Origin of the sequence: Streptomyces himalayensis subsp. himalayensis (assembly GCF_013778455.1) — a bacterium.
Classification (GTDB): domain Bacteria; phylum Actinomycetota; class Actinomycetes; order Streptomycetales; family Streptomycetaceae; genus Streptomyces; species Streptomyces himalayensis.
In genome coordinates, this window is sequence record NZ_JACEHE010000014.1 from 113423 (window position 1) to 134545 (window position 21123).

Annotated in this window: 21 protein-coding genes; 12 read left to right on the forward strand and 9 right to left on the reverse strand. The window is 71.8% G+C overall.

Annotated features, from left to right (window positions below; genetic code table 11):
* Positions 1-15: 15 nt before the first annotated feature.
* The 5 genes from H1D24_RS22800 to H1D24_RS22820 all read right to left on the reverse strand — a co-directional run bounded on the left by H1D24_RS22800 (position 16) and on the right by H1D24_RS22820 (position 3565).
* Complete coding sequence (locus H1D24_RS22800) at positions 16-678, reverse strand: response regulator transcription factor (protein WP_181659513.1); 663 nt, start codon at positions 676-678, stop codon at positions 16-18.
* Between the two features lie 37 nt (positions 679-715).
* Positions 716-2197, reverse strand: coding sequence for a sensor histidine kinase (locus H1D24_RS22805; RefSeq protein ID WP_181659514.1), 1482 nt, complete (start codon positions 2195-2197; stop codon positions 716-718).
* Entirely contained in the window at positions 2139-2423 is a 285-nt protein-coding gene (locus tag H1D24_RS22810) for a small secreted hydrophilic protein (RefSeq protein WP_181659515.1), read from the reverse strand. The genes H1D24_RS22805 and H1D24_RS22810 overlap by 59 nt, the downstream gene beginning before the upstream one ends.
* Positions 2424-2528: 105 nt before the next feature.
* Positions 2529-2810, reverse strand: a complete 282-nt coding sequence (locus H1D24_RS22815) for an Lrp/AsnC family transcriptional regulator (RefSeq protein WP_131565796.1) — start codon at positions 2808-2810, stop codon at positions 2529-2531.
* Entirely contained in the window at positions 2807-3565 is a 759-nt protein-coding gene (locus tag H1D24_RS22820; protein ID WP_181659516.1) for a rhomboid family intramembrane serine protease, read from the reverse strand. The genes H1D24_RS22815 and H1D24_RS22820 overlap by 4 nt, the downstream gene beginning before the upstream one ends.
* A 189-nt stretch (positions 3566-3754) precedes the next feature.
* Here H1D24_RS22820 and H1D24_RS22825 point away from each other — a divergent pair, with 189 nt between their 5' ends.
* The 5 genes from H1D24_RS22825 to H1D24_RS22845 all read left to right on the forward strand — a co-directional run bounded on the left by H1D24_RS22825 (position 3755) and on the right by H1D24_RS22845 (position 9255).
* Positions 3755-3994 carry a hypothetical protein gene (locus tag H1D24_RS22825; RefSeq protein ID WP_181659517.1) on the forward strand — a complete coding sequence of 80 codons (240 nt, stop codon included), beginning with the start codon at positions 3755-3757 and terminating at the stop codon, positions 3992-3994.
* A 36-nt stretch (positions 3995-4030) separates the two neighbouring features.
* Positions 4031-5380, forward strand: coding sequence for an NYN domain-containing protein (locus H1D24_RS22830; protein ID WP_181659518.1), 1350 nt, complete (start codon positions 4031-4033; stop codon positions 5378-5380).
* A 314-nt stretch (positions 5381-5694) separates the two neighbouring features.
* The gene (locus tag H1D24_RS22835) at positions 5695-6726 is read left to right on the forward strand and encodes a C40 family peptidase (RefSeq protein ID WP_181659519.1); all 1032 of its coding nucleotides are present in this window, start codon (positions 5695-5697) and stop codon (positions 6724-6726) included.
* A 214-nt stretch (positions 6727-6940) separates the two neighbouring features.
* A complete protein-coding gene (locus H1D24_RS22840) occupies positions 6941-7984 on the forward strand; it encodes a C40 family peptidase (protein WP_181659520.1) in 1044 nt (347 codons plus the stop codon).
* A 62-nt stretch (positions 7985-8046) separates the two neighbouring features.
* Entirely contained in the window at positions 8047-9255 is a 1209-nt protein-coding gene (locus tag H1D24_RS22845) for a hypothetical protein (RefSeq protein ID WP_309484411.1), read from the forward strand.
* Between the two features lie 45 nt (positions 9256-9300).
* On the opposite strand, the gene H1D24_RS22850 is transcribed toward H1D24_RS22845, so the two are convergent.
* Entirely contained in the window at positions 9301-10587 is a 1287-nt protein-coding gene (locus H1D24_RS22850) for a glycosyltransferase 87 family protein (RefSeq protein WP_181659521.1), read from the reverse strand.
* Between the two features lie 97 nt (positions 10588-10684).
* Here H1D24_RS22850 and H1D24_RS22855 point away from each other — a divergent pair, with 97 nt between their 5' ends.
* Positions 10685-11827, forward strand: a complete 1143-nt coding sequence (locus tag H1D24_RS22855) for a glycosyltransferase family 4 protein (RefSeq protein ID WP_181659522.1) — start codon at positions 10685-10687, stop codon at positions 11825-11827.
* A 145-nt stretch (positions 11828-11972) separates the two neighbouring features.
* Here the strand turns inward: H1D24_RS22855 and H1D24_RS22860 are convergent, their stop codons facing one another.
* Positions 11973-13769, reverse strand: a complete 1797-nt coding sequence (locus H1D24_RS22860; protein ID WP_181659523.1) for an AMP-dependent synthetase/ligase — start codon at positions 13767-13769, stop codon at positions 11973-11975.
* 301 nt (positions 13770-14070) lie between these two features.
* On the opposite strand from H1D24_RS22860, the gene H1D24_RS22865 reads away from it, so the two are divergent.
* From H1D24_RS22865 to H1D24_RS22890, 6 genes are all read left to right on the forward strand, one after another.
* Entirely contained in the window at positions 14071-14868 is a 798-nt protein-coding gene (locus tag H1D24_RS22865) for a metallophosphoesterase family protein (protein ID WP_181659524.1), read from the forward strand.
* 150 nt (positions 14869-15018) lie between these two features.
* A complete protein-coding gene (locus H1D24_RS22870) occupies positions 15019-15456 on the forward strand; it encodes an SRPBCC family protein (RefSeq protein ID WP_181659525.1) in 438 nt (145 codons plus the stop codon).
* A gap of 158 nt (positions 15457-15614) precedes the next feature.
* Positions 15615-16802, forward strand: a complete 1188-nt coding sequence (locus H1D24_RS22875; protein ID WP_181659526.1) for an ArsA family ATPase — start codon at positions 15615-15617, stop codon at positions 16800-16802.
* An 81-nt stretch (positions 16803-16883) separates the two neighbouring features.
* Positions 16884-17372: a DUF5304 domain-containing protein gene (locus H1D24_RS22880; protein ID WP_181659527.1), complete on the forward strand. Its 489-nt coding sequence runs from the start codon at positions 16884-16886 to the stop codon at positions 17370-17372.
* 62 nt (positions 17373-17434) lie between these two features.
* On the forward strand, positions 17435-18388 hold the full coding sequence (locus tag H1D24_RS22885) for an ROK family glucokinase (protein WP_181659528.1): 954 nt from the start codon (positions 17435-17437) through the stop codon (positions 18386-18388).
* Between the two features lie 204 nt (positions 18389-18592).
* Positions 18593-19366: an endonuclease/exonuclease/phosphatase family protein gene (locus H1D24_RS22890; RefSeq protein ID WP_181659529.1), complete on the forward strand. Its 774-nt coding sequence runs from the start codon at positions 18593-18595 to the stop codon at positions 19364-19366.
* Between the two features lie 57 nt (positions 19367-19423).
* Here H1D24_RS22890 and H1D24_RS22895 read toward each other — a convergent pair whose 3' ends face one another.
* Together H1D24_RS22895 and H1D24_RS22900 are read right to left on the reverse strand one after the other, a co-directional pair.
* A complete protein-coding gene (locus tag H1D24_RS22895) occupies positions 19424-20053 on the reverse strand; it encodes a hypothetical protein (RefSeq protein ID WP_181659530.1) in 630 nt (209 codons plus the stop codon).
* The gene (locus H1D24_RS22900; RefSeq protein ID WP_181659628.1) at positions 20046-20906 is read right to left on the reverse strand and encodes an alpha/beta hydrolase; all 861 of its coding nucleotides are present in this window, start codon (positions 20904-20906) and stop codon (positions 20046-20048) included. The genes H1D24_RS22895 and H1D24_RS22900 overlap by 8 nt, the downstream gene beginning before the upstream one ends.
* Between the last annotated feature and the right edge of the window lie 217 nt (positions 20907-21123).

Below are 21123 nucleotides of genomic sequence, written 5' to 3' on the forward strand. Positions count from 1 at the left end.
GCGTCAGATCGACGGTCAGACCGCCAGGCGGTACCCCATCCCGCGTACCGTCTCGACCTGCTGCGCCCCCAGTTTCTTGCGCAGCGCCCGCACGTACACATCCACGATGTTGGAGCCCGGGTCGAAGTCGTATCCCCACACGTGCGACAGGATCTGCTCGCGCGAGAGCACCTGCCCGGGGTGGCGCAGGAAGAGCTCCAGGAGCACGAACTCACGAGCCGTCAGGTCCACCGTCCGCTCCCCGGCCCGTGCCCGGCGGGTGCGCAGATCCAGCGACAGGGTGCCGCTGCGCAGCACCGTCACCTCCGGCGCCCTGGCCGCGGTGCGCAGCCGCAGCCGCACCCGCGCCAGCAGCTCCTCGAAGCGGAACGGCTTGGTCATCCAGTCGTCCGCGCCGCCCTCCAGGCCGGCCACCGTGTCCCGTACGGAGTCGCGGGCGGTCAGCACGATCACCGGCACCGTCACCCGTGCCTCACGCAGTTCGCGCAGCACCGTGAAGCCGTCCCGGCCCGGCAGCCCGATGTCCAGCACCACCAGGTCGAAGCCGCCCGTCACCGCGTACTCGTAGGCGGTGTCGCCGTCTGCGACGACCGTCGTGGTGAAGCCGTTGGCGCGCAGCCCCTTCTCCACGAAGGAGGCGATGCGCTCCTCGTCCTCGACGATGAGTATCCGGTTCACGTCCCGTCCCTCTTCGTGGTCACGTTCCCGTGCCCGTTCATGGGCGTTCCTCCTCCATTACGAGCACGAACGTCGCGCCGCCGCCCTCCGTGCCGTGCAGCCGTACCCGTCCCCGGTGGCCCTCCGCGATCGCCCTGACGATGGCGAGGCCCAGCCCCGCCCCGGTGGTGCGGGCGCCGCGGCGGGCAGTGCCGCGGCGGAACCGTTCGAAGATCACCTCGGCGTCCTCGGGGTCCACGCCGGGCCCCGAGTCCGCGACGTAGAGCTCGACTCCCCGGCCCGTGCTGCGCGAGCCGATGCGTATCGGCTGCCCGGGCGTGGTGTGCTGCACGGCGTTCTGCGCGAGCTGCACCATCGCCTGCGTGATGCGCTGCGGATCCAGCCGCACCTCCCGGTCGGCCGTCTCGACCAGCTCCCAGCGGCGGTCGCCCAGAGTGCGCGCCTTGACGAAGACGTCCGCGGTGAGCTCGGCGAGCTGCACCGGCTCGGGCCTGACGAAGTCCGGGCGCTCGGCCTTCGCGAGCAGCAGCAGGTCCTCGACGATCCGGCTCATCCGGTCCAGTTCGTCGGTGACAAGGCGAAGGGTCTCATCGCGCTCGGCCGGGTCGTCTCCCATGAGCTCCAGATGGCCGCGCACGATGGTGATGGGTGTACGCAGCTCGTGGCCGGCGTCGTCGACGAACTCGCGCTGGGCGGCGAAGGCGCGCTCCAGCCGGTCGAGCATCGCGTTGAACGTCTCGGTGAGCGCGGCGATGTCGTCGCGGCCGCGAACGGGGATGCGCCGGGTGAGGTCCTGCTCGGTGAGCTGCGCGGCCGCGGTGCGCACCAGCCGTACCGGCTTGAGGATCCGTCCCGCGACGACCCAGCCGATGCCCGTCGTCATCAGCAGGGCCACCCCCGAGATGGCGAGCAGGATGCGGAACACCTCGTCCGCGCCCGCCTGTTCGCGCCCCGGATGGAAGGCGACCACGAACGCCGCCTCCGCCTCACCGTCGTGCCGGGCCACGGTGACCTTGGCCCAGCGGATCTCGCCCGATGCGCGGTGCAGGGTGCCGGTGGACCGAGGCGACTCGAAGATACGGCGCCGGGCGTCGGAGTCCTCGTGCAGGGGCCGCTTCACGTCGATCTCGCGCGGCTGGGTGAGCTGTGCGGGTGTCGCGCCCGGCCGGCCCACCAGGCCGATCAGCTCCTCGTCCGGATCGGCGTACTGCCGCTCCAGGAAGACCCGCAGCAGCCGCGCGGGATCGGTGAACGGGCGACCGGTCCCGGGGTCGACGCCACGGTCCTCGAAGTGCGCGAACTCGCCGGTCTCCTGGGCGAGCAGCCGGTTCACCCGGTGGTCGACATCGCGCAGCAGGATCGAACGGGTGGTCGCGGCGACCGCGGCCAACGCCACCGCCATCACGAGCAGCAGCCAGAGAAGGATGCGGACCCGGGCGGATATCCGCCCGCGCGCGGCCTCAGCCGTCGTCGCCGGGCCCGTCGTCGTCTCCGTCTCCCGTGCCGCTGTCGTCGTCATCGTCACCCGTGGGGTTGTCGCTGACCGGAGGCCGGGACACGACCTCGTCGCTCGGTGTCGGCTCTGGGCTGGTGGGCGTGGCCGAGGGTGAGCCGCTGTCCAGTACCACCTTGGGCGGCACCGGGGGCTCGTCCGGGCTGTCGGTCAGGGCGTAGCTGGTCGCGGCGATGCCCAGCGGTATCGCCACGACGGCGGCCAGGGCGGCCATGCGGTGGGAGAAGACCATGGGGCGATCCTGCGCGCCCCGAGGCGCCGCGGGGATGAGCCGGAGATGAAGAGCTCTTCATCTGCGTATCGCCGGGCCACCGCACCACCCCGCGCGGCGGCACGGTTACGAATCGAGACCGATCGCGAACGCCGCCTCCAGGTCGTGCTGCGAGTACGTACGGAACGCGACATGCGTGTCCGTGGCCTCGACGCCCGGGATCTTGCTGATGCGGCCGGGGATCACGTCGGCCAGGTCGTCGTGGGCCTTGACCCGGACCATGGCGATCAGGTCGTAGGTGCCGGTCACCGAGAAGACCTCGCTGACGCTGTCCAGCGCGGCGATGGATTCGGCGATCTCCGGGATCCGGTCCACGCTGGTCTTGATGAGCACGATCGCGGTGATCACGGTTTGCTGTCTCCCTCAGTGGCCGCGGGCTGGGGTTTCACTCTAGCCCTGCCATACGTTCCCTCCCGCCGCCCGTACCGCGCCCACGCATAGAGAAAGCCCAGCGAGAAGCCCACCAGGTGGGCCAGATACGCGACGCCCGGGCCCTGGCTCGGGCGGCTGATCGCCATCCACTGCAGCGCGACCCAGAAGGGCAGGACCACCCAGGCCGGGAAGCGCAGCGGCAGGAAGAACAGGAACGGGAAGAGGCTGGTGACGCGGGCCCCCGGGAAGAGGAAGAGGAAGGCGCCGAGGACCGCGGAGATCGCCCCGGAAGCGCCCACCAGCGTCTGCTGCGACCCCGCGTGCGCGGTGGCATATCCCACCAGGGCGAGATAGCCGCAGCCGCCGTAGAACAGCGCGAACTCGATATGGCCCATGCGCTCCTCGGCCATCACGCCGAAGACGTACAGGAACAGCATGTTCCCCAGCAGATGCAGCCAGCTGCCGTGCACGAAGAGCGCCGTGGCGGGGGTGAGGACGGCCCGGGGCGCCCCGCTGAACAGCTCCGCGGGCACCACGCCCCAGCGCTCGAAGTACGCCGCCTGGGCGGCGATCAGCTCGTCGCCGCTGCCGTACACGGGGTTCAGTGCGGCGGCCGGCCCGGTGACGAAGATCAGACAGCACAGGGCCATCACGCCGTATGTCACGGGGGCCGTCCGGCCCCGCATCGCCCGTCGTGCCGCCGCGCCCAGGCCACCACGCCGTTTTCCCATCACGGTCAGAGCATGACGTAACGGGACCAACCCGTGCGGACCGCCTCGCCGCGACCAGGGCCCGAGCACGGGGTATCCGGCAGGCCGTAGGGTTACGTGCCATCCGCACCAGGTAAACGGACGCACCATGGATACAGGTGCATCCGGGAAACAGGTGCATCCGAGAAACTCGAAGGAAGCGACAGCACGATGACGGTTCCCCTTCCGACGGCCCAGACCCGCTGGCGCTGCACGCTCTGCGGCAATCTCACGCGTTTCGACGTGACCCGTTCGTCGAAGGTCGTCGAATACGTGCATCTCGATCTGGCCGGGGAGCCCACCGTCGAGGAGCGCCAGACGGTGAGTGAGACCATCGAGTCGGTGCGCTGCCGCTGGTGCAACGCGGTGGACCAGGTGGAACTCGTCGACAGGCCGGGCGCCGGCTCCTGAGGGAGCGGGCCTTCGCACAACCAATTGGGGTGACGGATGGTGGAGACCACAGGCGGGGAGCCGGCCGACGGCACCGCTGAGGTGCTCGACCGCCCGCTGCCCGACGGAGTGCGGCGCCGGGTCGTCCAGATCGTCTCGGACGGCTTCGGCGGACTGACCCTGACCGAACTGCCCGCGCAGCTCCGACAGTACGCGCGCTTCACGCCGAGCCGCCGCGCCAAGTTCGCCGGCAACGCGATGGCGGCGGCCATGGAGGCGGACCCCATCTTCCGCCAGCGCATCGCGGAACGGCTGCGCGAGGCCCAGCCCGAACTCGCGGGCGCACTCGACTCGGGCGCACCGCCCCCGGCCGCGGACCCGCTGGACGTCGCGGCCGCGGCCTATGTGCTCCGCCCCGCGGGCTGGGTGAAGCTGGTGACCGCCGCGGGCGAGGAGGCCCAGCGGGCGAACGCCGAGCGCGCCGACGAGGAGACCAGAGCCGAGCTGGAGCGGCTGCGCGAGGAGCTCGCCGCGGCCCGCGACCAGACCAGGATCGACACGGAACGGCTGCGCACGGAGCTGGAGTCGGCCAAGAAGGAGGCCGATTCGCTGCAGCGCAAGCTGCGCGCGGCCCTCAGCGACGTCAAGCGCGGCGAGGCCGCGCTGCGCAAGGCACGGGCCGAGACGGATGCCGTACGGGCCGAGGGCCAGGCGCAGTTGTCCGCAGCGGAGAGCGAGGCGCGGCGGCTCAAGGCGCGACTCGGTGAGACCGAGGCGGCGCTGGAGGCGAGCCGCCGGGCGGCGCGCGAGGGCCGCAGCGTCGAGGACATGCGCGTACGGCTGCTGCTCGACACCGTCCTCGATGCTGCCCAGGGGCTGCGCCGTGAACTGGCGCTGCCGCCCGTCTCCGGGCGCCCGGCCGAGACCGTGGACGCGGTGGAGCCCGGCCGCATGACCCCCAAGGACATCGCGGCCCGCGCGCTGTCGGACAGCGACCCGGCCATCCTGGACCAGCTGCTCGCGCTGCCCCAGGTGCATCTGGTCGTGGACGGCTACAACGTCACCAAGACCGGCTATCCGCAGATGCCGCTCGAGAAGCAGCGGTTGAGGCTGCTCGGCCAGCTCTCCCTGCTCGCCGCCCAGACCGGTGCCGAGGTCACGTGTGTCTTCGACGGGGCAGAGCTCGCCGCGCCCGTGCTGCTCGCGCCGCCGCGCGGGGTCCGGGTGCTGTTTTCCAAGCCCGGTGTGACAGCCGACGAGCTGATCCGTCAGCTGGTGCGCGCCGAGCCGCCGGGCCGGCCCGTGGTGGTCGTCTCGACCGACCGCGAAGTGGCCGACGGCGTCGCGAAGGTGGGGGCGCGGCCGGTCGCCTCGGCGGTGCTCCTGAAGCGCTTTTCGCGCGGCTAAGCGGAATAAGCGAGTCCTGTTCCCGTAAGCGGCGTAGGTCTCGTAGGTCCCATCAGTAACGTCTGGGTGCAATGCCCGAATTCGCGAGACCTTCACGCAACGTAGTGTCAGACGCGCATCACTGCACGTGAGTTCGCGGCAAAGAATGCACTGTGTGACGGAGATTTTTATGAGGATGATTTGAACTGATCACAGTTGGGTCACTAGGGTCTGGCGTCGAACCTCCACTCGGGTGATCGCTCATTGGGAGCGACGGTGGAGGGGCACCGCCCACCTCGTTCGGTAGGCGGCTGGAGGAAGAGGAGCTCGCCTTCGTGGCGTCCCACCGTCGACCCAAGCAGCCGAGCCGCACCCGTGTGACCGTGCTCACCGCAACCGCCGCCGCAGCCGTGGCGCTGACCTCGCAGGCCGCCAACGCGGCCCCGAGTGCCAAGCCCAGCAAGGACGAGGTCAAGGCCAAGGTCGACAAGCTCTACGAAGAGGCAGAGCACGCGACTGAGAAGTACAACGGCGCCAAGGAGAAGCAGCAGAAGCTCGACAAGCAGATCGACAATCTGCAGGACAAGGTCGCACGCGGCCAGGACGAGCTCAACGACCTGCGGGACGGCCTCGGTTCGCTGGCCAGCGCCCAGTACCGCTCGGGCGGTATCGACCCCTCCATCCAGCTCTTCCTCTCCTCCGACCCGGACGACTACCTCGACAAGGCGTCCACGCTCGACCAGTTGAGCAGCCAGCAGGTCGATGCGCTGAAGAAGATCCAGGAGAAGCAGCGCTCCCTCGCCCAGCAGCGCCAGGAGGCCTCCGACAAGCTCGCCGACCTCGCGGCCACCCGCAAGGAGCTCCGCGAGAACAAGGAGAAGGTCCAGGCCAAGCTGGCAGAGGCGCAGAAGGTCCTCAACACCCTGACCGCAGCGGAGAAGGCGGCCCTGGCCGCCGAGGAGGAGCGCGCCAGCCGCGACAGCGCCCGCAGCGCCCTCGGCGGCGGGCAGGCGGCCTCCGGCCGTGCCGCCGCGGCCTACTCCGCCGCCCAGAGCAAGCTCGGCTCGCCGTACGTCTACGGCGCCAGCGGCCCCAGCTCCTTCGACTGCTCCGGCCTCACCTCCTGGGCCTTCGCCCAGGCCGGCGTCTCCATACCGCGCACCTCGCAGGCGCAGGCCAGCGCCGGCACCCGGATCTACTCGCAGAGCGACCTCAAGGTCGGCGACCTGGTCCTCTTCTACGGCGACCTGCACCACGTCGGCTTCTACGCCGGCAACGGCCAGATCCTGCACGCGCCCCGGACCGGCACGGTCGTCCGCTACGAGTCGATCAACAACATGCCGTTCCAGTTCGGCGTCCGTATCTGAGTCGTCGTACGAGCGGTCCGGGAACGCCCCCGATCGGGGGAATTCCGGTACCTCCCGCTTACCCCGCGCCCCGTCGGTGACCTGCGTCTCCGACGGGGCGTCGCGTTGTTCGACTCGCCCCGGCCCTTTGGTCCCCGCGTGGTCGCCCGGCTACTGTCTGCCCTCGTTTCCCCCGGTACCGGGGGTCCGTCAGCGGAAGGGAGAGCGGTCACCCGTGGGGTCCCATCGCCGCCGCGCACACTCCGGCCTCGACCGGAGCGGGCGCGGCGCCACCGTCACCGTCCTGTCCACCGCAGCCGCCACCGCGGCCGCGGCCCTCGCCGCCGCACCGGCCGGCGCCGCACCGCGGGAGACCCCGCAGGACGTCGGCGCCGAGGTGGACCGGCTGTACGAGCAGGCGGAGAAGGCCACCGAGGCGTACAACACCGCGGACGAGCGCGCCGAGAGCCTGCGCGCCCAGGTGAAGACGGCCCAGGACCGGATCGCCCGCGGACAGGAGCGCCTCAACACCATGCGCGGCGCGCTGGGCGCGCTCGCCGGGGCGCAGTACCGGTCGGGCGGCATCGATCCCGCGCTGGCCCTGGTGCTCTCCGCCGACCCGGACGGCTATCTCGACAAGGCGGCGACCCTCGACCGCGTGAGCGCCCGGCAGGCCGACCGGCTCAAGGACGTCCAGGAAGCCCAGCGCGCCCTCGCCCAGGAGCGCACGGAGGCCGCCGACCGGCTCGCGCAACTGGAGCTCAGCCGCAAGGAAGTGGCCCGCCACAAGCGCAGCGTCGAGCACAAGCTCGCCGAGGCCCGGCGCCTGCTCAACGCGCTGCCGGCCGCGGAGCGGGAGGCCTACGACAGGGTCTCGCGCGACACCGGTCGGACCCCGCTTCTGGACCTGTCCGGCTCCGCCCTGCCGTCGTCGGCGCGGGCCGCGGCCGCCGTCGCCGCCGCCCGCTCGGCCATCGGACTGCCCTATGTGTGGGGCGCCAACGGACCGTCGGGCTTCGACTGTTCGGGGCTCATGCAGTGGTCGTACGCGCAGGCGGGCGTGGGGCTGCCGCGCACGTCGCAGGCCCAGCGGTACGCGGGCCGCCAGGTCTCGCTCGCCGAGGCGCGGCCCGGCGACCTCGTGACGTACCACTCCGACGCGAGCCACATCGCGATGTACGTGGGCAACGGCCAGGTCGTCCACGCGCCCTACCCCGGCGCCCCCGTGCGCTACGACCCCGTGGGAATGATGCCGGTCTCGTCGGTGACGCGGGTCTGAGCCGCTCCCGTCCGGCGTCACGCGGGTCCGATCCCTGCCGTGCCGCCCGTACGATCGGAAAGGTGGCTGGTCGACGGCGTGGTTCCCGGATGGTGGTCCTGTGGTGCGCGCTGCTCGCCCTGCTCTGCGGGCTCGTCGGATGCGGCGGGCCCGTGGCGCGCGACACGGCGGCGGCCGAGGTGCAGCGTCTCCTCGACCGGCGCGCGGACGCGGTGCTGCACCGGGACGAGAAGGCGTATCTGACCACCGGCCGGGGCGGCGTGGGACGCGCGGAGTTCGAGAACCTCGAGGACGTCCCGCTGGCCGCCTGGGAGTACCGGCTGACCCGCATCGACCGCTCCGGCCCGCGCGCCACGGCCGATGTCGGTCTCCGCTACCGGCTGGACGGCTACGACCGCGGCACGGTGGACGCGGCCCGCACCCTCCGGCTGGAGCGCCGTGACGGCAGCTGGTACGTCACCTCGGACCGCCCCGCCGAGGGCACCGCCGAGCAGCTGTGGGAGCAGGGCCCTGTCCAGGTCGCACGCGGCGCGCACAGCCTCGTCCTCGGCGTGGGGCAGGCCGGGGAGGAACTGCGGCGGTACGCGGACCTCGCCGACCGTGCGGTGCCCGCGGTGCGGGACGCCTGGGGCGGCGACTGGGCGGGGCGCGTCGTCGTCCTGGTGCCGAAGTCGCTGAACGGCATGGCGGCGCTGCTCGGGGCGCCCGCGTCCGGATACCGCGGGATGGCGGCTGTGACCACGGGCGAGGCCGGAGCCTCGGCGAAGGCGCCGGCGGACCGCATCGTGATCAATCCCGAGGCGTACCGCGTGCTCGGCGCCTTCGGCCGCCAGGTCGTCCTCACCCATGAGACGACCCACGTGGCCACCCGTGCGCACACATCGGCCGCGACCCCGCTGTGGCTCTCCGAGGGCTACGCCGACTGGGTCGGCTACCGCGGCACGGGACGTACGGCCGAGCAGGCCGCGCCCGAGCTGGCCCGCGCGGTGCGCGCGGGGGGGCTGCCGGACGCGCTGCCGGACGACGAGGACTTCGGCTTCGGGGGCGACGCGGCGCGCCTCGCGGAGGCGTACGAGGGCGGGTGGCTGGCCTGCCGGATGATCGCCCGCGACTGGGGCGAGGAGCGGCTGAACGACTTCTACCGCGCGGTGGGCGCGCACAAGGACCGGCAGGACGCGGTCGAGGCGGCCCTGCTGGACGTACTCGACACCACGCCCGCCGGGTTCACCGAGCGGTGGCGGGACTATCTGCGGGACCAGCTGGGCACGTGACGTCTTCTCCGGCGCGAGCGGCCGTCGCATGCCGGCGCCCGGCGTTCAGGAAGGTCTGAGGACCTCCTTGTCGCGGGCGGCCTGGGCGGGCAGCGGGCGGAGCTCGGGGGACGGCGGCTGCGACACCGTGTGCCGCCACAGACGCACGGCGGCGGTGACGGTCGCGGCGACCAGCAGGCCGTTGCGTACGTAGAGCAGGGTGACGCCCAGCGCGTCGCTGGCCACCACGTGCGAGAACCAGACGGGGAACTCCAGCAGTGTGACCAGGGTGGCGGCCAGCACCAGCCAGGCCGGCACCGCCATCCGGCTGCCGCGGAAGAGCAGGCACACGGCGGCGAGACCCACCAGCCACACCATGTACTGGGGGCTGATCACCCGGCTCGTGACCGTGAACAGCAGGACGGCCGTGAAGGCCGCGTCCGCGGGTGTGCTCGCCGACCAGGTGCGGGCGCGCAGCCGCCACACCACCAGCCAGCCGAGGGCCAGCACCGACAGCGCCTGCGCGAGCATGCTCACCAGCGGCACGTACGGGCCCAGGAACTCCACCGATCCGTAGTTGAGCAGCACCTGGCCCGACCAGCCGAAGTGCCGTGCCGTGTGGAAGGCCAGCGCGCCGAGCGACTCGACCTCGGTGCCGCGGTCCCGCTGGAAGGTCAGAAACGCCAGGGCGCCCGGCATGGCGGCGATGAACACGAGCGCTGTCAGGCCGCCGGTGACGGCCGCCGCGGACCAGGCTCGCGGCCACCTCGGGCGTCCCTCACCGGCGACGGGGTCCTCGCGCACCGCACCGACCAGCAGCAGTACCGGCCACACCTTCAGCAGCGCGCCGAAGCCCGCGAGCGCGCCCATCATGCGGGGACGCCGCGCACCCGCCAGCAGGGCCGCCACCGCGACGGCCGTCACCATCAGGTCGTAGCGGGCGTACGCGGTGGGCCCGAGCAGCGCCACGCCCGCGACCCACACCCAGACGCCGCGCAGCGTCTTGCCGGGCCGTCCGCCCGCATAGAGCAGCAGCGCCAGCACCAGCGCGTCGGCGAGGAAGGCCAGGACGAAGAACGCCGACGCGTAGTCGAGGAAGGGGAGCAGGGCGGGGGAGAGGACGGCGAGCGCGGCGGCCGGCGGGTACTGCCAGGTGACGTCGTCGAGCGGGAAGGTGCCGGTGCGCAGCACCTCGTACCAGCCCTGGTAGATCACCGAGATGTCGCTCGTCACATCGGGTCCGGGGAAGACGAACACCTTGAAGACGAAGAGCAGAAGGAGCGTCCGGCTCAGCCCCCAGGCCGCCAGGATCCAGACGTATGCCGGGATCCGGGTCCCACGTGCTCCAGCCATGCCCACCTCGTCCGTGTTCGCCTCGCCACAGCAGCCATGATGCCGGGCTGACCTGTGCGAGAGCCATGATGCTCGACCGTTCGGTACTGTCGCCACGATGCACAAGACCCTGATCGTGACCAACGACTTCCCGCCCAGACCGGGCGGAATTCAGGCATTCCTGCACAACATGGCGCTGCGCCTGGACCCGGAGCGACTCGTCGTCTACGCCTCCACCTGGAAGCGGAGCCGCGAGGGTGTCGAGGCCACGGCGGCCTTCGACGCGGAGCAGCCCTTCACCGTCGTACGCGACCGTACGACGATGCTGCTGCCGACGCCGCGTGTGACGGGGTGCGCGGTGTCGCTGCTGCGGGAGCACGGCTGTACGTCGGTGTGGTTCGGGGCGGCCGCGCCGCTCGGGCTGATGGCGCCGGCACTGCGCCGGGCCGGTGCGGAACGGCTGGTCGCCACGACGCACGGCCACGAGGCCGGGTGGGCCCAGCTGCCCGCGTCCCGCGGGCTGCTGCGCCGGATCGGCGACTCGACGGACACCCTCACGTATCTCGGCGAGTACACCCGCTCCCGGATCGCCGCCGCGCTGACGCCCGAGGCGGCCGCGCGCATGGTCCAGCTGCCACCGGGCGTGGACGAAAAGACCTTCCACCCCGGCTCGGGCGGCGACGCGGTCCGCGAGCGGCTGGGTCTGACCGACCGCCCGGTCGTGGTCTGCGTCTCGCGTCTCGTGCGGCGCAAGGGGCAGGACACCCTCATCCGCGCGATGCCGCAGATCCTGGCGAAGGAGCCGGAGGCCGTGCTGCTCGTCGTGGGCGGCGGGCCGTACGAGCAGGAGCTGCGGCGGCTCGCGGACGAGACCGGCGTCGCCCCGTCCGTGCGGTTCACCGGGGCCGTGCCGTGGGAGGAGCTTCCCGCCCACTACGGCGCGGGGGACGTCTTCGCCATGCCGTGCCGGACGCGGCGCGGGGGGCTCGACGTCGAGGGGCTCGGGATCGTGTACCTGGAGGCTTCCGCGACCGGGCTTCCCGTCGTCGCGGGGGACTCCGGCGGGGCGCCGGACGCGGTACTCGACGGGGAGACCGGGTGGGTCGTCCCCGGAGGGGACCCCGGGGCCGCCGCCGAGCGGATCATCGCGCTGCTCGGCGATGCGGAGCTGCGGAAGCGGATGGGGGAGCGGGGGCGGGAGTGGGTCGAGGAGCGGTGGCGCTGGGACCTGCTGGCGGAGCGGCTGAAGGCGTTGCTGTAGCCCTACGGACATAGGACCCGGGTGGGCCCCGGTAGCCGGGAACGGCTGTGGTGGGCGGAGCGGAACTACTTCCCGCCCGCCCACCGCAACCATCAATTGAGGAACCCCAACGGACAGCAACCAGCTCCGCGAAAGCGGCGCCGGTTTAGGCGCGATAGAGAGTCTCGATCTCGTCCGCGTAGTCCTTCGCCACCACGTTCCGCTTCAGCTTCAGCGACGGCGTCAGGTGGCCCGAGTCCTCCGTGAACTGGCTCGGGAGAATGCGGAACTTGCGTACGGACTCGGCCTTGGAGACCGCCGCGTTGCCGTCGTCCACGGCGTTCTGGATGGCGGCGACGAGGTCGGGGTCCTCGCGCAGGGACGCAGCCGTGGCGCCGGCCGGCTTGCCGTGGTCCTCGGCCCAGCGGCCCAGGAACTCCTCGTCGATCGTGACGAGCGCGCCCACGAACGGACGGCCGTCGCCGACCACCATGCACTCGGCGACCAGCGCGTGGGCCCGGATGCGGTCCTCGATCACCGCCGGGGCCACGTTCTTTCCGCCCGCGGTGACGATGATCTCCTTCTTGCGGCCGGTGATGGACAGATAGCCGTCCTCGTCGAGCGTGCCGATGTCGCCCGTGTGGAACCACCCGTGGGCCAGCGCCTCCTCGGTCGCGGCGGGATTGTTCCAGTACTCCTTGAACAGGTGCTCACCGTGCAGCAGCACCTCACCGTCGTCCGCGATCCGCACGACAGAGCCCGGCAGCGGCTGCCCGACCGTGCCGATCTTCGCCCGGTCCCAGGGGTTGAAGGCGGTGGCCGCGCAGGACTCCGTGAGGCCGTAGCCCTCGAGGACCGTGAAGCCGATGCCGCGGAAGAAGTGGCCGAGGCGCTCACCCAGCGGCGCGCCGCCCGAGATCGCGTACTCACCGCGCCCGCCGAGCACGGCGCGCAGCTTGCTGTAGACGAGCTTGTCGAAGGTCTTGTGCTTGATCTTGAGGCCGAGCGACGGGCCCGACGGGGTGTCCAGGGCGCGGCTGTACGCGATCGCCGTGTCCGCGGCCTTGTCGAAGATCTTGCCCTTGCCGTCCGCCTGCGCCTTGGCACGCGCCGAGTTGTAGACCTTCTCGAAGACGCGCGGCACGCCGAGAATCAACGTCGGCCGGAAGGAGGCGAGTTCGTCGGTCAGGTTCTTGATGTCCGGTACGCAGCCGAGTTTGATCGGCGCCATCATCGGCGCCACCTGCACCAGCCGCCCGAAGACATGGGCCAGCGGCAGGAAGAGCAGCACCGAGCACTCGCCGGTACGGAACAGCGGGCGCATCCGCTCCACGAGGTTGCCGCACTCCGCGAAGAAGCTGCGGTGCGACAGCACACAGCCCTTCGGGCGGCCCGTCGTGCCCGAGGTGTAGACGATGGTCGCCGGGTCGTCGGCCTTGGCGACCGAGCTGCGCTCCTCGACGGTGGCGTCGTCGACGTCCTTGCCCACGCGGCGTAGGACATCGATGGCGCCGGCCTCGATCTGCCAGACCGGGCCGAGGGCGGGCAGCCGGTCGCGAACGGACTCCACGGCGGCCGCGTGCGTGTCAAGCTCCACGATGCAGGCGACCGCGCCCGAGTCGCCGAGAATCCACTGCACCTGCTCCGGCGAACTGGTCTCGTACACCGGCACGGTGATCGCGCCCGCGCTCCAGATGGCGAAGTCGAGGAGGGTCCACTCGTAGCGCGTACGGGACATCAGTCCGACGCGGTCGCCCGGGCGCACACCGGAGGCGATCAGGCCCTTGGCGGCGGCCTGCACCTCGGCAAGGAAGGCCGCGGCGGTGACGTCCTGCCAGACACCGTCGACCTTACGGGCGATGACGGCGACGTCCGGGTGCTGTGAGGCGTTTCTGCGGACGATATCGGTCAGATTGCCGTCCGCAGGGACCTCGTACAGGGCCGGAAGGCTGAACTCGCGCAAGACTGCTGCTCCTCATAGGGCACCGGCGCCACGACAGTGTGCGTATGCGACGGTGCGGTCCAAGGCTCGGGCAGGGCGTGCTCATCGGGTTCAGTAGTTGAAACCCTGAGCACAACTGGACTGCCCGGACGTTACCGATCGGTACGGCCTCTCCGATAGGGGGTCCGGGCCAGATGTTCGCTGCGTCACATGTGCATGGCGATGCTTCGGGCACAGTAGTCCAAGCAATTCCCGACTGGGAAGTTACCGCAGGTCCGGGACCCTCTACCCACGTTTGACCGGCAGCTCTAGGGTGATCACCATGGCAGCTACACACGTCGGTTACAGCAGGACCAGAATCCACGTGGTCAGCGATGTGCACGGCAACGCCCGCGATCTGGCGAGAGCCGGCGACGGCGCCGATGCGCTGGTCTGCCTGGGGGACCTCGTCCTCTTCCTCGACTACGCCGACCACTCGCGCGGCATCTTCCCCGACCTCTTCGGCCGCGAGAACGCCGACCGCATCGTCGAGCTGCGCGCCGCCCGCCGCTTCGAGGAGGCCCGCACCCTCGGCGCCCGGCTGTGGGCGGGCATCGGCACGGACCGCGCGACGGCCATCGAGAAGGCGGTACGCAAGCAGTACGCCGAGATGTTCGCGGCCTTCCCCACTCCGACGTACGCGACCTACGGCAATGTCGACATGCCTGACCTCTGGCCCGAGTACGCAGGGCCCGGCACCACCGTGCTCGACGGCGAGCGCGTCGAGATCGGCGGACTGGTCTTCGGCTTCGTCGGCGGCGGACTGCGCACCCCGATGCGTACGCCCTACGAGATCAGCGACGAGGAGTACGCCGCCAAGATCGAGGCCGTCGGCGAGGTCGACGTGCTGTGCACGCACATCCCGCCGGAGGTCCCCGAGCTCGTCTACGACACGGTGGCGCGCCGTTTCGAGCGCGGCAGCCGCGCCCTCCTGGACGCGATCCGGCGCACCCGGCCCCGCTACTCGCTCTTCGGCCATGTCCATCAGCCGCTGGTGCGTCGCATGCGCATCGGTGCCACGGAGTGCGTGAACGTCGGGCACTTCGCGGGGTCGGGGCGGCCCTTCGCGCTGGAGTGGTGAGGGCTCGCCGGGGTGGGCTGGAGACGGTCCCCGGAGCGGTCGGGCCGAGAAGACGCGAGGACGGGTGACGGCCCGCGGACGTGTGCGCGGTAGCCTTCACGCTGCATGGACATCTGTCCTGACCGGACCGTATCTGGAGGAGCCACGGCGATGGCGGAACACACCAGCTCGAGCATCACCATCGAGGCGGAGCCGGCCGACGTCATGGCGGTGATCGCGGACTTCGCCCGCTACCCGGACTGGACGGGCGAGGTGAAGGAGGCCGAGGTCCTGGCCACCGACGACAAGGGCCGCGCCGAGCAGGTGCGCCTCGTCATGGACGCGGGCGCGATCAAGGACGACCAGACACTTGCGTACACCTGGACCGGCGAGAACGAGGTCAGCTGGACGCTCGTCAAGTCCCAGATGCTCCGGTCCCTGGACGGCTCGTACATCCTCAAGCCCGCGGGCAAGGGCGGCACCGAGGTCACCTACCAGCTGACCGTGGACGTCAAGATCCCCATGCTCGGCATGATCAAGCGCAAGGCGGAAAAGGTCATCATCGACCGCGCCCTGGCAGGCCTGAAGAAGCGCGTGGAGTCGAAGTAGCCCGTACCCGTTGTGGGTCGGCGTTCCGCGTAACCGTTGTGGGCAGGCGTTCCGCTGGGGGTGCCCCCAGGCCCTTAAGGCTCTGGGGGAGGAACGGGTGGGCACAACCCACGACGGCGGGTGCCGCTGACCAGAACCTCAGCCCCGCTAGGGAGCGTATGCGCGCCATCCTCCTCACCGGCCCCGGCGGCTCAGGCCGCACCACCCTCGCGGCAGCCACCGCGCTCCAGGCCGCCCGCCAGGGCACCCGCACCCTCGTGATCTCCGCCGACCGGAGCGACACCCTGGGCGCCGCGCTCGGCGTGCCCACCGGCGCGGACCCGGTCGAGCCCGAGCCGGGCCTCACGGCGCTGCGGCCCGACCCGGCGGAAGGTTTCCGGGACGATCTGCTCACCCTCCAGGACCGTGCCGCCCCGGCGCTGGACCTGCTGGGCGCCGCCCGCCTCGACGAGGAGGAGCTCACCCCGCTCCCCGGCAGCGGCGAACTGGCCCTGCTGCGCGCCCTGCGCGACGCGGCCGCCGCACCGTACGACCTGCTGGTCGTGGACCTCCCCCCGACCCCGGAGGCCCTCGCCGTCCTCGCGCTGCCGGAGCAGCTGCGCCGCTATCTGCGCCGCCTGCTGCCCGCCGAGCGGCAGGCCGCCCGCGCCCTGCGCCCCGTGCTCGGCCGCCTCGCCGGCGTGCCCATGCCGGGCGCATGGCTGTACGAGACGGCCGCCCGGTGGGACCTCGAACTCGCCGGAGTCCAGGCCGTCCTCGAGGATCCCGAGACGACGGTACGGATGGTCGCCGAGCCGGGCCCCGCGGGCGCCGACGCCGTGCGCACCGCCGCCACCGGCCTCGCCCTGCACAGCCTGCGCACGGACGTGCTGATCGCCAACCGCGTGCTGCCCGAGGCGTCCGCCGACCCCTGGCTCGGCGGCGTCGCCGCCCAGCAGCGCAAGGTGCTCGCCGAGTGGGACGGGACGTACGCGGTCCGTGAGGTGGCGCACCTGGGCCGGGACCCGCGCGGCGCCGACGACCTCGCGGCCCTCGACGCGCCCCTGACGTCGGCCGCCCCCACCCCCGTGAGCTGGCCCGTCGCCGACCGCCTCGCCGACGACGGCATGCTGGTCTGGCACATCCCGCTGCCCGGCGGCGCCCGGGACGAGCTCGAGCTGATCCGGCGCGGCGACGAAATCGTCGTCACCGCCGGGCAGTTCCGCCGGATCGTTCCGCTGCCGTCGGTGCTGCGCCGCTGCACCGTCGCCGGGGCGGGGCTGCGCGACGGCGAGCTGCGCATCAGGTTCGTCCCGGACCCGGATCTGTGGCCCAGTGCGGTGAATGGCGTACCTCCGTTCGGGTAACGTCGAAGACACAAGCCCCGGTCTCTGCAGGAGTCTGTCCTCATGAGTGACGCCACCGACCCCCCGCATAGCCTCAATGGCATGGGAGGTACCCCCGACGCATCCGGACCCGCCGACGAGGCGCATGTCCGTGGCGACGATGCGCAGGCCGCCGGACCGTTCGACCCCGACGCCTGGGCGAAGGCCTGTGCCGAGGACCTCGAGGCCGAGAAGGCGCGCCGCCGCGCCGAGCACGGGGCCCAGCCCGGTTCGGCCGCCGAGGAGCTGCGCAAGCTCGTCGACGCCGTGGCCGACAAGCTCTCCGGCCTCCAGTCGCCGCTGTTCGGCGCGGCCGCGGGAGGCGCCGCACAGCAGGTGGTCAACCAGTTCGTGCAGCAGGCCAAGGCCGCCGTCGAGCCCGTGATCGAGCGCAACCCGGAGGTCTTCGACCACCTGGCGGCCGCCGGATCCGAGCTGCTGGCCGCCTACCGCTCGGCCGTCGAGTCGCAGGAGCGGCGGTGGACCCGCGGCCCCGGCCCCGGCCCCGAGGACGAGGGTCCGGGCCCCGGAGAACACATCGACCTGGACTGAGCGGGTCCCCGGCAAGCGGTACGGTTGGCCTTAGCGGGGCTCGACCGAAAACTGAGGGACACATGGGACTCACCATCGGCGTCGACATCGGCGGCACGAAGATCGCGGCCGGCGTGGTCGACGAGGACGGCAACATCCTCTCGACCTTCAAGGTGCCGACCCCCACCACACCGCAGGCCATCGTGGACGCCATCGCCTCCGCAGTGGAGGGCGCGCGGGCAGGACACGAGATCGTCGGCGTGGGCATCGGTGCGGCGGGATACGTCAACCGCCAGCGCTCCACCGTCTACTTCGCCCCCAACATCGACTGGCGGCAGGAGCCGCTGAAGTCCGAGGTCGAGGACCGCGTGGGCCTCCCGGTCGTCGTCGAGAACGACGCCAACGCGGCCGCCTGGGGCGAGTACAAGTTCGGCGGGGGCAAGGGCCACCGCAACGTCATCTGCATCACCCTGGGAACCGGCCTCGGCGGCGGCATCATCATCGGCAACAAGCTGCGCCGCGGCCACTTCGGTGTGGCCGCCGAGTTCGGGCACATCCGCATGGTGCCGGACGGCCTGCTGTGCGGCTGCGGCAGCCAGGGCTGCTGGGAGCAGTACGCGTCCGGGCGCGCCCTCGTGCGGTACGCGAAGCAGCGGGCCAACGCCACGCCCGAGAACGCCACGGTGCTGCTGTCGATGGGCGACGGCACCCCCGACGGCATCGAGGGCAAGCACATCTCGATGGCGGCCCGCCAGGGCGACCCGGTCGCCGTCGACTCGTACCGTGAGCTGGCCCGCTGGGCCGGCGCGGGCCTCGCCGACCTCGCCTCGCTGTTCGACCCGTCGGCGTTCATCGTCGGCGGCGGGCTCTCGGACGAGGGCGAGCTCGTCCTCGACCCGATCCGCAAGTCCTTCAAGCGCTGGCTCGTCGGCGGCAACTGGCGTCCGCAGGCCGAGGTCATCGCCGCCCAGCTCGGCAACAAGGCCGGCCTGGTCGGCGCCGCGGACCTGGCTCGGGAGCCCGACCCCATCATGTGACACAAGGCGTCACGCGCCGTCCGGCAGCGCCCGCCGCGCCCCATGGGGGGCCACGGCGGGCGCTGCCGTGTCGGGCGCTGCCGTGTCGGGCGCTGCCGTGTCGGGCGCTGCCGTGTCGGGGACGGCGCGCCCTGTCGTGTTGAGGACGGCTAGCGTGCTGCTCGGAGAGACCAGCCTCGACCGCCCTGCCGTATCTTGATCGCCATGCCGACGAGCCCACCCGCCAGTCCGCTGCCCAACTCCCGTATCGAGCCCGACGGTTCGGCCATCATCCGGGTGCTCAGCTACAACATCCGGTCCATGCGCGACGACACCGCCGCGCTCGCCCGGGTGATCAGCGCCTGCGCGCCCGATCTCGTACTGATCCAGGAGGCGCCGCGGTTCTTCCGCTGGCGCAAGAAGCTGGCCCGGCTCGCGGCCGCCTCCGGTCTCGTGACCCTTTCCGGCGGGGCGACTGCGGCCGGTCCCGCGCTGCTGTGCTCGCTGCGCGCCACGGTCGAGCGGACCGAGGACGTCCTGCTGCCGCTCACGCCCGGCCTGCATCGCCGCGGCTTCGCGACCGCGGTCGTACGCTTCGGGGACGCCGCCCGGCTCGGCGTACTGAGCTGCCATCTGAGCCTGCAGGAGGACGAGCGGTACGAGCAGGGCGGGATGCTGCTCGACCGGCTCGCCGGGATGGGCGTGCCGTACGCCGTCGCGGGCGGCGACATCAACGAACGCCCGGACGGACGCACCTTCCGCCGGCTCGCCGCGGAACTCCAGGACGGCTGGGCCACCAGGCCGTGGGGCGCCGAGTACACGTCGACCCCGGCCGATCCGCACCAGCGCATCGACGCGATCTTCGCGACGTCCGGCGTGGAGATCCTCGGCTGCGGGGTTCCTGTGGGTCACCCTGGAGTCCACGAGAGGGACCTGAGGGCGGCCACGGACCATCTGCCGGTCCTGGCCGCCCTCAGAATTGCGCCTTTTTGCGCCTAAACGGGCGCCGCTCTCGGAGCGCCGGGACGCACATCAACGCCAGCACGGCGCCGGGATTCAGACCACCGCCCCGCGCCCCGGGTCGTCGTCCTCCTCGTCGTCGTCTCTCATCCGCACCACGAGCGTGGCGAAGCCGCCGAGGAAGCCGCCGATGCCGAGAGTCGTCAGCCACCAGGTCATGTCCCAGCCGAGCAGTATGGCGAGGAGCAGCAGCACGGGGCCGCCGACGACGGCGAGCCAGGCGAACTTGGCCGTGGTGTCGGCGGTGGGCAGGGGCGGCGGCTCCGGGGGTACGAAGTGCCCCTCGTCGTCCGCGTCGAAGTCGTCGTCGGACGGCTCCGGTGCCACGTAGTCGCGGGGGCCGACGCCGGGGGCGTAGGCGATGGAGCTGCCCAGGGGCTTGCCGGTCTTGTCGGCCTCGTCGGGCTTGTTCCGTGCGTCCGGGGACGCCTCCTCGGCCTGGTCCGCGTCGGCATCCCTGTCCGCGCCGGCCGGCCCCGGGGCGTTGTGCTCGATCTCCAGCAGCGCCAGGTCCTCCACCGACTTGAACGGCTTCGCGCCCGGCGGGTCCGGTGGCTCCTCGCCGTACCCGGCGACGATCGCCGCCCAGGCGGCCGCCTCGTCGAACGGCACGCCCCGCTCCTCCGGCTCGCGGCCCTCGTCGCGGTCCGCGTCGTGCTCAGCCACCGGTGGCCGTCCCTTCCCTGTCCCCGACCGGGTCCTCTGTTCCGCCGGCCTTCTCCGGGATCCCCGCCGCGACGGAGGTCCCGCTTTCGCCCGGCTCCGTGCCGGCGCCGGGAGCGAGCCGGCCGATGAAGGCATGGCTCTCCTCGAAGATCCGGTCCGCGTCATGGTCCAACGTCGCCACGTGGTAGCTCTGTTCCAGCAGGATCTCCGTGACGTCCGTGGACGAGACCCGGCTGAGGATGCGGGCCGAGTCGGCAGGCGGCACCACATGGTCCTGCGGGCTGCGCAGCAGCAGCAACGGCTGCGTGACCTGCGGAAGCTCGCCGTCGACCAGCCGGAAGAAGATCCGCAGGGAGTGCGCGGCGTGCAGGGGCACCCGGTCGTAGCCGATCTCCTCGACGCCTTCCTTGGCGATGTCGCTGGTGATCCCCTTCGTCGTCCTGACGAGGTGCCGCGCGACCGGCAGCGCGTACGCCGAGAGGCCGTGCACCTTGTTCGCCGGGTTGACCACGACGACGCCGCTTACCGCGTCCCCGTGCCTGGCCGCGAGCCGCAGCGCGAGCGCGGCGCCCATGGACAGGCCGACGACGAAGACCTGCTTGCACCGCTCGACGAGCGCGCGGAACTCGCGGTCCACCTCCGCGTACCAGTCCTGCCAGGTGGTGAGCTGCATGTCCTCCCAGCGCGTGCCGTGCCCGGGCAGCAGCGGCAGCGCGACCGTGAGCCCGCGACCGGCGAGATACTGGGCCCAGGGACGCAGCGACTGCGGGGAACCGGTGAAACCGTGACAGAGGAGGACGCCGACCTCTCCGCCCTCGTGGCGGTACGGCTCGGCTCCAGGAAGGACCGGCACCTTCGGTCTCCAGTTCATGAGGCTCGGACGGGGTACCCCCGGCAATGGTCCGGCGACCACGTGCGTGGACCCACTTCGGAGGCGTACTTCACCGTACGCGACCGTACTGACACCGACCAGATCCGGGCGCGGTCGAGCCCGCCTGCTCAGGCGGAGCCAGGACCCCGCACGGGTTAAGGTCTGATCCACGGAAACAGGAGGCACCCGGGTGATCTAC